A 13,304-nucleotide genomic window follows, 5' to 3' on the forward strand; every position below is an offset into this window, starting at 1 on the left:
TGACCTCCGGAGCGCTCTCGTTCCGATTGTAGCGGAGCCAGACTAACTCTGCGTCGCGAGCAGACGTGCAGCTGACTTCAGATCAGCAGTATCCAAACCCTCAACGAAGCGCTCGAACCGCGGCTGGAGATGCGCCCGGGCGGTTTCGTGTTGTCTGCGATCGATCAGAAGGGTAGCCAGGTCGATCGCGGCGCGCAGCTCCCATCCCCATGCGCCCCAACCCTGGCTCATTTCGAGTGACCGCGTGAAGCAGGTTTCAGCCTCGTCGGTGCCAGACTGCACTGACGCCAAAACAAGGCAGCCCTTCACGCGCAGTAACTCCGGCATATAGCAGAGATCTCCGTTTGCCTCGACCGACAGAATCGTGTCGTCGAGCAGTGGGAGGGCCTCCGCGAGCCGGCCCGTGGCGGCAAGGCCTTGAACGAGCGCGACGTTGAGCGGAGTGGTGAGCAGTTCGTAGGGCGCTGCGTGGAGCTCCGCGAGACTGCGTTGCAGGCTCTCGATTCCCTTCTCCGCATCGCCTCGACGAATGGCCAGTTCTCCCTTGAAGCCTCGTCCTAGCGCCAGATACGGTCCGAGCGAGTGGGGTTCCGCACGCAAGAAGAGACGGTCTATATGCTCGTCCGCGCGATCGAGATCGCCGACCCAAATGAACACGGAAACGGCCCAAACAAGAGCGATCGAAAGCGTCAGCGGATGGTTCAGGATCTCGGCGTCCTTGATCGTCAGCAGCGCACGTTCCACCGCCCGATCCGGATGGCCTTGCAGCCAAAGCGTCCTTGCCAGGATCGCGCCGGCGAGGATTCTTCCGTCGAAACCGAGATAGTTGGTCGTGGTCCGGCCGGAATTCGGCCCGTATCGCAATGCTGCCGCAAGCGAGGTCTGTGCGCGGCCTAGTTCTCCTTTGAGGTGAAGCGATATTCCCATCAACGAATGCGCCAATGTCGTGGAGACGGAGTCTTCCAGCGCGCCGGCAATAACGGCGCAACGCTCCGCGTAGCGGAGCGCGGTCTTGAAATCTCCCGTACGCAAATGGAACATCTGCAGTGGCCCGAGAACCTGAATCTGATCCAGCGCATCGCCGCGCTGCTCGGCAATGGAGAAGCTTCTGTTCAGCGCCACGCGTGCTGCATCCCTTCCCCCGTGCGTGAACATCAGGGAGATCCCGAGGGCCGCCTGAAGGTGCATCTCCTCGCGTCCGCTGCGCATGGAGTCGTGGAGAGCGAAAATTGCGAGGGAGGTCCAGCGATGGCACTCGGTGAGCAAGGACATCGATAGGAAAAGCGGAGCAGCGGCGGCGGCAAGACGAATGCCGAGCCTGGCATCCCCGTTGGATCCGAAACACCGATCCAGAGCACCACGCACATTGGCAAGGCCGGCGAGGTGCTGTGATCGTTGCGACGCGCTCGACAACGTAGGCCACTCATTCCCCGTATCCTCCAGCCATCGCAGACAGTAGGTCGCGTGCCGGGCGACCAGTTCCGTGAGTTCCGCATCCTGGACCTCGAACTGAAGGGCATAAGCCCGCGTCGTATCGAGCAGCCGGTAGCGCATCGTTGCACCGGCTGGCCTCGCCGCGACCATCGACTTCGCCACGAGGCTGTCGATGGCGCTGAATACGAGCGCATCGTCCACGGTCGGGCTTGTTACTATTGTCAGCGCGGCATCGATCGAAAAATGACCAACGAAAACGGCAAGCCGGCGAAGCACCAGGCGCTCGAATTCGGACAGAAGCCCGAAGCTCCAGTCCAAAGTGGCCTGAAGTGTCTTCTGGCGCGGCGGTGCGCTGCGCTGCCCCGGCCACACGAGGGCCAGGCGTTCGTCGAGAAGCATTGCGGTCTTCTGCAGGCCGTAGCTCGCAACCCGTCCTGCTGCCAGTTCGATGGCAAGCGGTACGCCATCAAGCTTCCGGCAGATGTGCGCCACGACCCCTGCTTCCGAATCGTCGAGGTCAAGACGAGCACCGCTCGCTGCTGCGCGCTCCAAGAACAGCTCGGTCGCAGGGAACGCTTGCGCGACTGCTGCGGTGGGTTCCAGATCGTCTGGCGGGTAAGCAAGCGGCGCGAGCTTATAGACATGCTCGCCTTCGACCTGGAGAGCCTCCCGGCTCGTCGCCAGGATGTGGGCCTGCGGCGCGGAAGCGAAGATACGGGCGGCCAGGTCCGCCGCCGCGACTATGACATGCTCGCAGGTGTCCAGGATCAGGAGGATTCTCTTGTCAGCCAGGTATGTGATGAGAGCGGACGCGGCGGCGTCAGACTGAAGCGACAGCCCCAGCATCGAGGCTACAGTCGGCGCAACCAGGTTGGGATCATTCAGCGCCCCAAGATCGACGAAATGCACGGCGCCCGCGAACGCATCGACCACGTGATGCCCGGTCGCCACCGCAACGGTGGTCTTGCCGACCCCACCCGTGCCGACGATCGTGACGAAGCGCGCGGCCGCCAGCTCCGCGGAAAGCGCGGCCGTGTCTTCGGTTCGCCCAACCATGCGGGCCAGTCGGCTCGGGAGGTTGGCCTGCGGGTAGCTGGCGGCGGCCTCGCTTCGCGCATCGTCGCGACCACCCGATCGCGAGATCGGTGCCACGAAGCAATAGCCCCGGCCCTTCAAGGTAGCGATGTAGCGCGCGCCGTCCTTGCCATCGCCCAACGCCTTTCTGAGATTAGCCATGTGAAACCGCAGACTACCCTCCTCGACGGTCACGTCGGGCCAGACGTTCGCCAATAAATCCTTCTTGCTGATCACCTCGTTGGAGCGGGCAGCCAAAGTAGCCAGGATATCGAACGCGCGCCCGCCCAGATCGACGGTGGTGCCTTGCCGCAAGAGCAGCCGTTCGCGGACGGCAAGCGTAAAGGGACCAAATGATATCGTGTCGCTTGCAGGTCCTATCATGACACTCCCTTGGCGGCCTGCTCATGCAGGCGACCACTCACCTATGAGAAGAACAAAAGTGGGGGCTTCGCTGCAAGCCTGCATTCGCCGACGAGCACTAACGTTGCATCATAATGCATAACGGGCGCTTCGGGCGATCTCCTTCTATGTGTCGGAAAGAGCAAGAACCTCTCTGCCGACGGACCCAAGGAGAACGACCATGCCCGCATTATCGTCATCGCTCACGCGGCGAAGCCTGCTTGCCGCATCAGCGGTGGCAGGCGCCTTGAGCCTGCTTCCCGCGAGGGCGCGCGCGAGTGCCGACATCGAAGCCGTCCATCCCTTTCGCGCCGACATTCCGGAAGAGGCAATCGTCGATCTTCGTCGACGTCTGGCAACGACGCGCTGGCCCCTGCGGGAAACCGCCACGGATCAGTCGCAGGGCGTGCAACTCGCAAAGCTCCAGAATCTCCTTCGCTATTGGATGACCGATTACAACTGGCGGAAGGTCGAAGCGAAGCTCAACGCTCTGCCTATGTTCGTCACCGAAATCGATGGCGTTGCCATCCACTTCATCCACGTCCGGTCCCGCCATGAGAATGCTATGCCGATGATCATGACGCATGGTTGGCCCGGTTCGATCCTGGAATTCATGAAGGTCATCGGTCCCCTGACAGATCCCACCGCTCATGGCGGTGCTGCCGGAGATGCCTTCCATCTCGTGGTACCGTCAATCCCCGGCTTCGGCTTTTCCGGGAAGCCGACGGAGACCGGCTGGGGCTCAGACCATATCGGCCGTGCCTGGGGCGTGCTGATGGGGCGGCTGGGTTACGACCGCTATGTCTCACAGGGCGGCGACTGCGGTTCGGTCATCTCTCATCGCATGGCGCTGCAGAAGGTGCCTGGGCTCATTGGCATACACGTCAACATGCCAGGTACCGTTCCGAAAGAGATCGCGGCGATCCTCACTGCCGGCGGACCAGCGCCAAGTGATCTGACCGGGAAGGAAAGCGCGGCGTTCGATGCGCTCGACACCTTCTACAAGGACAGTTCCGGCTATGCCGCCATGATGGTCACACGGCCGCAGACCATCGGCTACTCCCTAGTGGATTCGCCGGTCGGCCTGGCCGCATGGATCTACGAGAAGCTCGCGCAGTGGACCTACAGCGGCGGGGAGCCCGAGCGGGTTCTGAGCAAGGACGAGATGCTCGATGACATCTCGCTCTACTGGCTCACTGAATCCGGAGCGTCGGCGGCGCAGATCTACTGGGAAGACCACTCCAACAATTTCAATGCCGTGGACATTGCCGATCTCCCCGTCGCCGTGACGGTGTTTCCAGGCGAAATCTACTGCGCGCCGCGAAGCTGGGCCGAGCGTTGCTACCACAACCTTATCTACTTCCACGAAGCCGACAATGGAGGCCACTTTGCGGCATGGGAGCAGCCCCGGCTCTTCACGGAGGAAGTCCGCGCGGCCTTCAGATCATTGCGCTGATCGAACATCCGATTTCATAACGGGAATGCATACCATGACGACTCAAGCGAAACGACTCTACACGGGGAAAGTGCGTACCACAGGAGGTCGGGACGGTGCTTCACGCAGCTCCGACGGCCGCTTGGACATCAGGCTCTCGACGCCTGGCGGTGCGGGCAGCGGCACCAATCCCGAGCAGCTTTTTGCTGCAGGTTGGTCGGCATGCTTCGAAGGCGCGATGGCGATCGCCGCGCGCAAGATGAACATCGTGTTGCCTGCGGATCTTGCGATCGATGCGGAGGTCGATCTCAACAGCAACGACGGCGCCTTCTTTCTCAGCGCCCGGCTCAATGTGAGCCTGCCAGGGATGGATCCCAATGACGCCAGGGCGGTCGTCGATGCAGCGCATCAGTCATGTCCCTATTCAAAGGCCACGCGTGGCAACATCGAAGTCGAAATCAACCTGATCTAGTCCCTCGGTCTTGGCAATCGCGCTGCCGCGACTGCCCCGTGAGCAAAGGCAATACTCCCATGAACGCAATCAAGATTCCGGAAGTCATAGACCATCACCGCCGGCGCCTGTTCGGCATCGCTGCGGCTACCGTCGCCCTAGCTCAGCTAGGGGCGGTCCGAAGCTCGAATGCTCAGGACGGAGAGCAGACCGCTGTGGTCAGCGCAACAGGATCGCGCACCGCGTTCGCGGCGCTAAAGCAGATCGATGCTGGTCTGCTGAACGTTGGATATGCCGAGGATGGCCCAGCGGATGGGCCTCCCGTCATACTGCTGCATGGCTGGCCATACGACATCCACAGTTATGTCGATGTCGCGCCACTGCTTGCGGGAGCCGGCTATCGGGTAATCATTCCTTATCTGCGCGGCCACGGCACGACGCGGTTCCTGTCGGATGCCACGCTTCGCAACGGGCAGCAGGCCGCGCTGGCGGTCGATATCATCGACCTGATGGATGCCCTGGGCGTCGAAAAGGCGATCGTCGCCGGCTACGACTGGGGCGCACGGACGGCAAATATCCTTGCCGCGCTCTGGCCCGAGCGCTGCAAGGCCATGGTGTCAGTCAGCGGCTATCTGATCGGCAGCCAGGCGGCCAACAAGGCGCCGTTGCCGCCGCAGGCCGAACTGCAATGGTGGTATCAATTCTACTTCTCGACAGACCGCGGCCGCGCCGGCTATGCGAAATACACGGATGACTTCGCCAGGCTGATCTGGAAACTCGCCTCGCCGCACTGGAACTTCGACGACGCGACTTTCGCCAGAAGCGCCGCCGCGTTCCGGAATCCCGACCACGTCGATATCGTTATCCACAACTACCGTTGGCGGCTCGGCCTTGCAGAAGGCGAGCGCCGCTATGACGAGCTAGAGGAAAAGCTCGCCAAGGGCCCGGTGATCAATGTGCCAACGGTCACGCTCGAGGGCGACGCGAACGGCGCCCCACATCCCGTTCCCACGGCCTATGCGAAGAAATTCTCTGGCAAATACGAGCATCGGCTGATCACTGGCGGCATCGGGCACGACCTGCCGCAGGAAGCGCCCGAGGCGTTCGCAAAGGCCGTCATCGACGTCGACAAGTTCTGAGTGCGGACGGAGCGAGCGCATGAGACGCAATCTTGTAATTGCAGCCGTCATCACCGTGTCGATCGCTCTCGCTATCGGCTGCGTGGAGATCGACATTGTTCGAGCTCAGAACAACACGGAAGCCTCGCCGATCTATGGCGTGACGATCCCGGACGGTTACCGCAGGTGGGAGCTCATCGCGCCAGCCCTGGAAGGCGACCCGCTGAACGAGCTTCGCGCTGTCGTGGGAAATACAGTCGCAATGGATGCCTATCGAAATAGCACGCTGCCGTTCCCGGACGGTACCGTGCTGGTCAAGCTCGCTTGGAAGCGCATGCAGTCGGCCGAGTTCGAACCCGCTTCGGTTCCTGGCGCCGCCACAACGGTGCAGGTCATGGTCAAGGATTCGAAGAAATACGCGTCGAGCGGCGGCTGGGGTTTTGGGCGGTTCATTAATGGCAAGCCCGTCGACGAAGCGCAGCACGAGACATGCTTCGCCTGCCACGAGGCGCGCGTCCAGGGACACGACTACGTCTTTACCCGCGACGCGCCGTAACTCGGTTCCCACGCAGAGAAACGCAGAGCGAACACGAGGGAGAGTTTGCGGCATCCCCGCCCCTCACCTGCGCTCGACGCGGTGAAGACCGCACCCCACAACGAAAGGATGTTCCAATGAAAATCTTGCTCGCAGGCCTCGTAATTATCGCGGCCACGTTCGGTAACGCACAAGCGCAGCCCGACAAGCCTACCATCGTCCTGGTTCACGGCGCCTTCGCCGACTCTTCGAGTTGGAACGGTGTCGTTGAGATTCTTGAAAAGGACGGCTTTTCCGTCGTGGCGGCAGCCAATCCGCTACGGGGCGTCAGAAGCGACGGAAACTATGTCGCCAGCGTGCTTTCCTCGATAAAAAGCCCGGTCGTTCTCGTCGGCCATTCCTATGGAGGGTCGGTGATCAGCGACGCTGCCGATGGTCATGCCAATGTGAAGGCGCTGGTCTATGTCGCCGCATTTGCGCCGGAGGCGGGTGAAACCGCTGCGCAACTTGCAGGAAAGTTTCCAGGCAGCACGCTGGGTCCGACACTCGCTCCTCCTGTCGCGCTGTCAGGCGGTGGAAAGGATCTCTACATTCAGCAGGACAAGTTCCACGATCAGTTTGCCGCCGACGCTCCCGAAGCGCAAGCCAGACTGATGGCCGCAACGCAGCGGCCGATCGCGGAAGCCGCCCTCAACGAAGCTCAGGCCAAGGCTGCTTGGAAGAGCATTCCAAGCTGGTTCATCTACGGCGACGCGGACAAGAACATCCCGCCGCGAGCATCTGCCTACATGGCTGAACGGGCTCACGCCCGCGAAACGATCGCGATTAAGGGTGCTTCGCATGTGGTGATGGTGTCGAATCCTGGGCCTGTAGCGCGGCTGATCGAGAATGCCGCCAGGGAGATATCGCGATGAAAGCCGTCGTCATGAACCGCACCGGGGGACCTGATGCGCTCGAAATCGTCGAGCGCCCCGAAACCGCTCCCGCGAGCGCACAAGTTCTGGTCGAGGTCGCCGCGGCGGGCGTGAACTTCATGGACATCGGCGTCCGCCAGGGCATGGCCTGGACGGAAACGCCCAATCCCAAGGTTCTGGGCGTAGAGGGTGCCGGGCGGGTACTCGCCGTGGGCGATGGAGTCGAGCATTTCCGGCCCGGACAACGGGTTGCCTGGGTGTACGCGCCTGGAAGCTACACAGATCGAGCGATGGTACCGGCGGACGCGCTCGTGCCCATTCCGGACGGGATCGATGATCGTACGGCGGCGTCCGTGATGATGCAGGGGCTGACTGCCAGCCACTTCGCCACCGACTTCTATCCCGTTCAACCCGGCGACGTGGCGCTGGTCCATGCGGCGGCGGGCGGCGTCGGATTGCTGCTCACCCAGATCACAAAGCTGAGGGGCGGGCACGTGATCGGCCGCGTCTCGTCCGCAAACAAAACCGCCGTGGCAAGAGAGGCCGGAGCAGACCATGTGATCGTGGACACCGAGGGGCGATTCGCCGAGGAAGTCGTTCGCCTGTCCGGTGAAGGCGTGCACGTCGTCTACGACGGTTCCGGTCCGAAGACCTTTCAGGCTTCGCTCGACTCCTTGCGCCGCTCCGGCACCTTCTGCTGGTACGGCCCGGTGCTGGGCGGTCCCGGACCGCTCGACATCATGAGCCTGCCGAAAAGCATCAAGATCGGCTACGCAAGGTTCTTCGATCATATCCACACGCCGGCACTGCTTCGCGCCCGCACCGGACAACTATTCGACTGGATCGCCAGCGGCGACCTGAAGATCCGGATCGGCGGCGTTTACCCGCTCGCCGAAGCAGCATGCGCACATGCCGATTTGGAAAGCCGTGGCACGACGGGAAAGCTTCTGCTCATCCCCTGAGCCATCCGGTCTTCCTCACGATACGATATTCGCGAGGCGTCAATAGGCAAAGTTTCCGGGATCACTCCGCCGGTTGGCGCGCCGACATTCGCAAGGAAACGTCTCGTCGTGGCTGACCAGCGATCAGCGCATCATAGGCCGCGCCATGAACGATCCGAGCGCGGGAGAGCCCGCCTACGACCCGCAGCAGCTGGAGCCCATGCTGGTAGCGAGACAGCATGCGGGCGACATCGATGGCATGGTCGCGCTTTTCGAGGCGGATGCCGTGATCGACTGCGGCGGCGGACGTTCTCTGCGCGGTCATGAAGCCATTCGTGACTACTATGCGGAGATCGTTGCGTCTGGACGAAAGTTTGCGGTCGGAGGACAGCGGCCGGCGCTTATTTGCGGAGACCTTGCCCTCACCTCGACCCGACTTGCCGACGGCGACGTCACCAGCGAGGTTGCCCGGCGGCAGGCCGACGGCTCCTGGCTTTGGGTGATCGATCGCTATTCGGTCGCTTGGGATTAGGCCTTCCGGGAAACCGGCCGGCCACGTCGCCCCGGGCACGTCAACACACTGCGGCCGTCATGGCCGCAGTCCTTGCGTTCGGCAATCCGGGTGCGGCTAGCGCCGCAGCGCGTACACGCCCGCCATGGGTTCGCCGGGGACGGGCAGCGCCGTGTCGTCGTCCAGGAGTCGCGTGATCCGGGCAAAGCCGGTGAATGCCTTCCTGGCCTCCTCCGCCGACATCTGCCCCGCCAAAGCTGCCGCGCAGCAATTCAGCGCGCACTGATACACTGGCCCACGTCGTCCCGTCGGCCATTTACGCAAGAAAACCATCGCCTCGGCGACACTATCCACTTCTTCTACAGGGTACCCCTGCCCGCGCGATATCCGCACGGGCGCAAAGAAATGCAGGTAGTCCATCGTTTCCTCCCGGTCGATCGCGATGCCGCCCGATCGAACCTTATGAAACGCACAGTCTTGCGGTTGGTTCCATACAGAAAGCGGAACCTTTAAAAAATCTTTTGGTCGATGGTCGCCAGCTAAACCGTGGGGAAGTGGCAGGCCACTTTGCGGCCGGGTCGATACTCCCTCAGCTCCGGCCGCTCGGTGCGGCATCGCTCGACCGCGATCGGGCATCTTGGGTGGAAACGGCAGCCTGATGGCGGCTTGAGCGGGCTCGGCACGTCGCCGGTGAGGATGATGCGCTTGCGCGTCCCGCTGGGCATGGTCTCGACGACCGGAACCGCCGAGATCAGCGCCTGGCTGTAGGGATGGGCTGATGTCGCGAACACATCTTCCGCCGGCCCTTCCTCGACGATCGAGCCGAGATACATGACGGCGATGCGGGTCGACACCTGGCGTACCACGGACAGGTCATGCGCGATGAAGATGTAGGTGAGGTTCAGCTTCTCCTGCAGGTCGGCCAGCAGGTTGACGATCTGCGCCTGCACCGAGACGTCGAGCGCGGAGACCGGTTCATCCAGCACGACCAGGTCGGGATTGAGCGCGATGGCCCGGGCGATGCCGACCCGCTGGCGCTGGCCGCCGGAGAATTCGTGCGGATAGCGGATGGCATGGTCCGGCAGCAGGCCGACGAGCTCAAACAATTCCGCGACGCGTGCGGTGATCTCGCGCGACGAAAGCTTGCCATGGATGCGCAGCGGCTCGGCCACCAGATCACCGACGCGCCGGCGCGGGTTGAGCGAGGCCGACGGGTCCTGGAAGACCATTTGCAGGCGGCGGCGCAGCGGCCTCAACTCGGACAGCGATTTCGAGGTGATGTCCTCGCCTTCGAACAGCAGCTCTCCGTCGGATATGTCGTAGAGCCTCACCAGGCAGCGCGCCAGCGTCGACTTGCCGCAGCCGGATTCGCCGACCAGGCCGACCGTCTCGCCGCGCCGCACGGTCAGCGAAACATTGTCGACCGCATGGACGGTTCGCTTGCCGTCGGCGGAGAAACGGGTGCCGATCGAGAAGCGCTTGCCGAGTGAACGCGTTTCGAGGATAGGGCTGTCGATCATAGGTCCGCTCATGCCCGCGCCACCCGGAAGCACGCCGTGGCGTGGGTGCCGATGCCAAGCTCTGGCTTGCCGGCCACGCAGGGCTCGTAGTGCACCGGGCATCGCGGGCCGAAGGCGCAACCCTGCGGCAATCGCAGCAGCGATGGCGGCGAACCGGGAATGGCCGGCAGGCGGCGCGGCTTTTCGCCGGTCAGCGGCGGGATCGAACCCAGCAGCGCCCGCGTATAGGGATGCCGCGGGTCGGAAAACAGATCCGTGCGGCTGCCACGTTCCACCACGCGGCCGGCATACATGACCATCACCCGGTCAGCGAGTTCGGAGACCACGCCCATATCGTGCGTGATGAACACGACCGCCGACTTGTGCGTCGCGCGCAGTTTTCTCACGAGGTCGAGTATGCCGGCCTGCACCGTGACGTCGAGCGCGGTGGTCGGCTCGTCCGCCACCAGCAGCGCCGGATTGCAGGACAATGCCATCGCGATCACCGCGCGCTGCCGCATGCCGCCCGAAAGCTGATGCGGGTAGCGCGACATCGCCTCGTGCGGATTGGGAAAATTCACCTCGGCCAGCAGTTCTTCTACGCGCACGATCGCCTTGGCCTTGCTGATATTCTGGTGCGCGCGGATCTGTTCGGCGATCTGCCAGCCGATCGTGTAGACCGGCGTCAGCGCCGTCATCGGATCCTGGAAGATCATCGCGATTTCGTTGCCGCGTAAACGACGAAGCTCCCGCGCGGGCAGTCCGACGAGCTCGCGGCCCTTGTAGCGGATCGAGCCTTCGATGCTGGCGTTGGGATCGGTGATGAGGCCCATCACCGCCAGCAGCGACACCGTCTTGCCGGACCCGGATTCGCCGACGACGCCGAGAATCTCGCTTTCATCGAGGTCGAACGAAACACCATCGATGGCCCGGACCAGACCGTCATTGGTGCGGAAGGATACTTTGAGGTCGCGCACCGACAGTATCATGATGTCCTCAGGCGCGGATCGAGAAGGATGTAGACGAAGTCGACGACCGCATTGGCGATGACCACGAACATGGACGCATACATCACCGTTGCCATGATCATCGGCAGGTCGAGATTCTGCAGCGCGTCATAGGTGAGCTTGCCGATGCCGTGCAGCCCGAACACCACCTCGGTCAAAAGGGCCGAGCCGCCCACCAGCGCGCCGAAGTCCAGGCCGAACAAGGTGACGAACGCGATGAGCGATGTGCGCAAGGCGTGGCGCAGCAGGATGCGCGTCTCCGACAGGCCCTTGGCCCTGGCCGTGCGGATAAAGTCCTCCTGCAAGGATTCTATGATAGCGGCGCGCAGCACGCGCCCATAAATGCCGATGTAGAGAATGGCCAACGTGATCCACGGTATGATCAGCGTCAGGAACCAGCCTTTGGGATCGTCGGAGAAATTCTTGTAGCCAAGCGGCGGGACCCATGAGAATGCCCAGCTGTCGTGGTAGCGGCTCTGGGTGATCAGGTTCATCACCTCGCCCAGCCAGTAGACCGGCATGGAGATGCCGAGCAGGCCCAAAGCCATCAACAGCTTGTCCAGCCAGCTGTCGCGGGTGGCGGCGGCAACGATACCGATGATGATGGAGACAACCACCCAAAGGATCGCCGCCCCGAACACCAGCGAGAGCGTGACCGGGATCGAATCCATGACCGCCGGCACCACCTTCCAGCCGCGATTGACGAAGGAGGTCAGGTCGCCGGTGACGAAGATCTTCTCCATCATCTTCACATATTGCACGTAGAGTGGCCGGTCGAAGCCGAAATTGTGGCGCACCGCTTCCAGCACTTCGGGCGTTGCATTGCGCCCGGCGATGCGCGCCGCCGGGTCTGCGCCCGGCGTCGCGAAGAAGATCAGGAAGACGATTACCGAGATACCGAACATCACGAACAGCATCTGACCGAAACGGCGCAGGATGGCGTAGATCATCAGTCGCGCCCCAACCGAACCTTGGAGCGCGGGTCGAGCGCGTCGCGCAGGCCGTCGCCGAAGACGTTGAGCGCCATGACGGACACCGCGATGGCCAGGCCCGGCACCAGCGCCACCAGCGGCCTGGTGTAGAGCAGCGCCTGCCCGTCCTGGATGATGGTGCCCCAGCTGGCGGCGGGCGGCTGCACGCCGATCGACAGGAAGGAAAGTGCGGATTCCGTCAGCATGTTGAGCGCCATCATCAACGGTACGAAGACGATGAGCGTGGTGGTGATGTTGGGCAGGATATCGCGCCACAGGATGCGCCATCCCGGCACGCCGAGATTGATCGCGGCCAGCACGAATTCGCTGTGGCGCAGCGACAGCACCTGCCCGCGTATCGGACGCGCCACATAGGGCACATAGACGATGCCGATGATGATGACCGGCAACCATAGGCTGCCGGACTCGATATCGATCGGCCCGATCCTGATGCCTTGCGCGATGGTGACGATGGAAAGCGAAATCGCCAGCAGATAGATCGGGAACGCCCACAGGACATCCAGCAGGCGCGACAGCACCGTATCGGTGATGCCGCCGAAATAGCCTGCGATCAATCCCGCCGCCGTGCCGATTATCAGGGTAAAGATGGTGGCCGCCCCGGAGATCAGCAGGGAGCTCAGCCCACCATAGAGCATTCGGGCCATGACGTCGCGCCCCTGGCTGTCGGCGCCGAGGAAATAATTGCCGAGCCGCCAGGTCGGACCGAGCGGCGTGTAGCCGAGTCCCAGCCCCTCGGTCGATTGTTCCATCACCGGAACGTCGGCGCCGTCGATCTGGATGACGGCGTCGAGCGTCGAGGCGAAGGGGTCCACGCCGGCCCACTTCGCATAGAGAGGCGCGCTGAGGCAGGCCAGCACGATGAGGAGGAACACGGTCAGGGATGCCATGGCAGCCCTGTCCCTTGCCAGCTTCGCAAACGCGACGGCCCAGGGCCCTCGCGTCTTGCGTGGCATGGCGACGGCTTGGTTCGACACGGACGTGCCCCTCCGCA

General features: G+C 62.9%; 13 protein-coding genes. 7 read left to right on the plus strand and 6 right to left on the minus strand.

Going from position 1 to position 13,304, the window contains the following annotated elements; translation table 11 throughout:
* Positions 1 to 42 precede the first annotated feature (42 nt).
* Positions 43 to 2,892 carry a winged helix-turn-helix domain-containing protein gene (locus CK227_RS23385; protein WP_095774375.1) on the minus strand — a complete coding sequence of 950 codons (2,850 nt, stop codon included), beginning with the start codon at positions 2,890 to 2,892 and terminating at the stop codon, positions 43 to 45.
* A gap of 199 nt (positions 2,893 to 3,091) precedes the next feature.
* Here CK227_RS23385 and CK227_RS23390 point away from each other — a divergent pair, with 199 nt between their 5' ends.
* From CK227_RS23390 to CK227_RS23420, 7 genes are all read left to right on the plus strand, one after another.
* Complete coding sequence (locus CK227_RS23390; protein WP_095774374.1) at positions 3,092 to 4,366, plus strand: epoxide hydrolase; 1,275 nt, start codon at positions 3,092 to 3,094, stop codon at positions 4,364 to 4,366.
* 34 nt (positions 4,367 to 4,400) lie between these two features.
* The gene (locus tag CK227_RS23395) at positions 4,401 to 4,817 is read left to right on the plus strand and encodes an organic hydroperoxide resistance protein (protein ID WP_095774477.1); all 417 of its coding nucleotides are present in this window, start codon (positions 4,401 to 4,403) and stop codon (positions 4,815 to 4,817) included.
* A gap of 74 nt (positions 4,818 to 4,891) precedes the next feature.
* Positions 4,892 to 5,935 carry an alpha/beta hydrolase gene (locus CK227_RS23400; protein WP_095774476.1) on the plus strand — a complete coding sequence of 348 codons (1,044 nt, stop codon included), beginning with the start codon at positions 4,892 to 4,894 and terminating at the stop codon, positions 5,933 to 5,935.
* Positions 5,936 to 5,954: 19 nt separating this feature from the next.
* Positions 5,955 to 6,470: a cytochrome P460 family protein gene (locus CK227_RS23405; RefSeq protein ID WP_095774373.1), complete on the plus strand. Its 516-nt coding sequence runs from the start codon at positions 5,955 to 5,957 to the stop codon at positions 6,468 to 6,470.
* A gap of 116 nt (positions 6,471 to 6,586) precedes the next feature.
* Positions 6,587 to 7,363: an alpha/beta hydrolase gene (locus tag CK227_RS23410; RefSeq protein WP_095774372.1), complete on the plus strand. Its 777-nt coding sequence runs from the start codon at positions 6,587 to 6,589 to the stop codon at positions 7,361 to 7,363.
* Entirely contained in the window at positions 7,360 to 8,325 is a 966-nt protein-coding gene (locus CK227_RS23415; RefSeq protein WP_095774371.1) for a quinone oxidoreductase, read from the plus strand. The genes CK227_RS23410 and CK227_RS23415 overlap by 4 nt, the downstream gene beginning before the upstream one ends.
* 145 nt (positions 8,326 to 8,470) lie before the next feature.
* Positions 8,471 to 8,836, plus strand: coding sequence for a nuclear transport factor 2 family protein (locus tag CK227_RS23420; RefSeq protein WP_095774475.1), 366 nt, complete (start codon positions 8,471 to 8,473; stop codon positions 8,834 to 8,836).
* A gap of 96 nt (positions 8,837 to 8,932) precedes the next feature.
* Here CK227_RS23420 and CK227_RS23425 read toward each other — a convergent pair whose 3' ends face one another.
* The 5 genes from CK227_RS23425 to CK227_RS23445 all read right to left on the minus strand — a co-directional run bounded on the left by CK227_RS23425 (position 8,933) and on the right by CK227_RS23445 (position 13,287).
* Entirely contained in the window at positions 8,933 to 9,235 is a 303-nt protein-coding gene (locus CK227_RS23425; protein WP_095774370.1) for a DUF982 domain-containing protein, read from the minus strand.
* A 119-nt stretch (positions 9,236 to 9,354) separates the two neighbouring features.
* A complete protein-coding gene (locus CK227_RS23430; RefSeq protein ID WP_280951243.1) occupies positions 9,355 to 10,347 on the minus strand; it encodes a dipeptide ABC transporter ATP-binding protein in 993 nt (330 codons plus the stop codon).
* Positions 10,344 to 11,303: an ABC transporter ATP-binding protein gene (locus CK227_RS23435; protein WP_095774368.1), complete on the minus strand. Its 960-nt coding sequence runs from the start codon at positions 11,301 to 11,303 to the stop codon at positions 10,344 to 10,346. The genes CK227_RS23430 and CK227_RS23435 overlap by 4 nt, the downstream gene beginning before the upstream one ends.
* Positions 11,300 to 12,271: an ABC transporter permease gene (locus CK227_RS23440; protein ID WP_019858158.1), complete on the minus strand. Its 972-nt coding sequence runs from the start codon at positions 12,269 to 12,271 to the stop codon at positions 11,300 to 11,302. Before CK227_RS23440 ends, CK227_RS23435 begins: the two co-directional genes overlap by 4 nt.
* Positions 12,271 to 13,287, minus strand: a complete 1,017-nt coding sequence (locus CK227_RS23445; protein ID WP_095788800.1) for an ABC transporter permease — start codon at positions 13,285 to 13,287, stop codon at positions 12,271 to 12,273. The genes CK227_RS23440 and CK227_RS23445 overlap by 1 nt, the downstream gene beginning before the upstream one ends.
* Between the last annotated feature and the right edge of the window lie 17 nt (positions 13,288 to 13,304).

The sequence above is a fragment of the Mesorhizobium sp. WSM4308 genome (genome assembly GCF_002294905.1).
Lineage (GTDB): Bacteria > Pseudomonadota > Alphaproteobacteria > Rhizobiales > Rhizobiaceae > Mesorhizobium.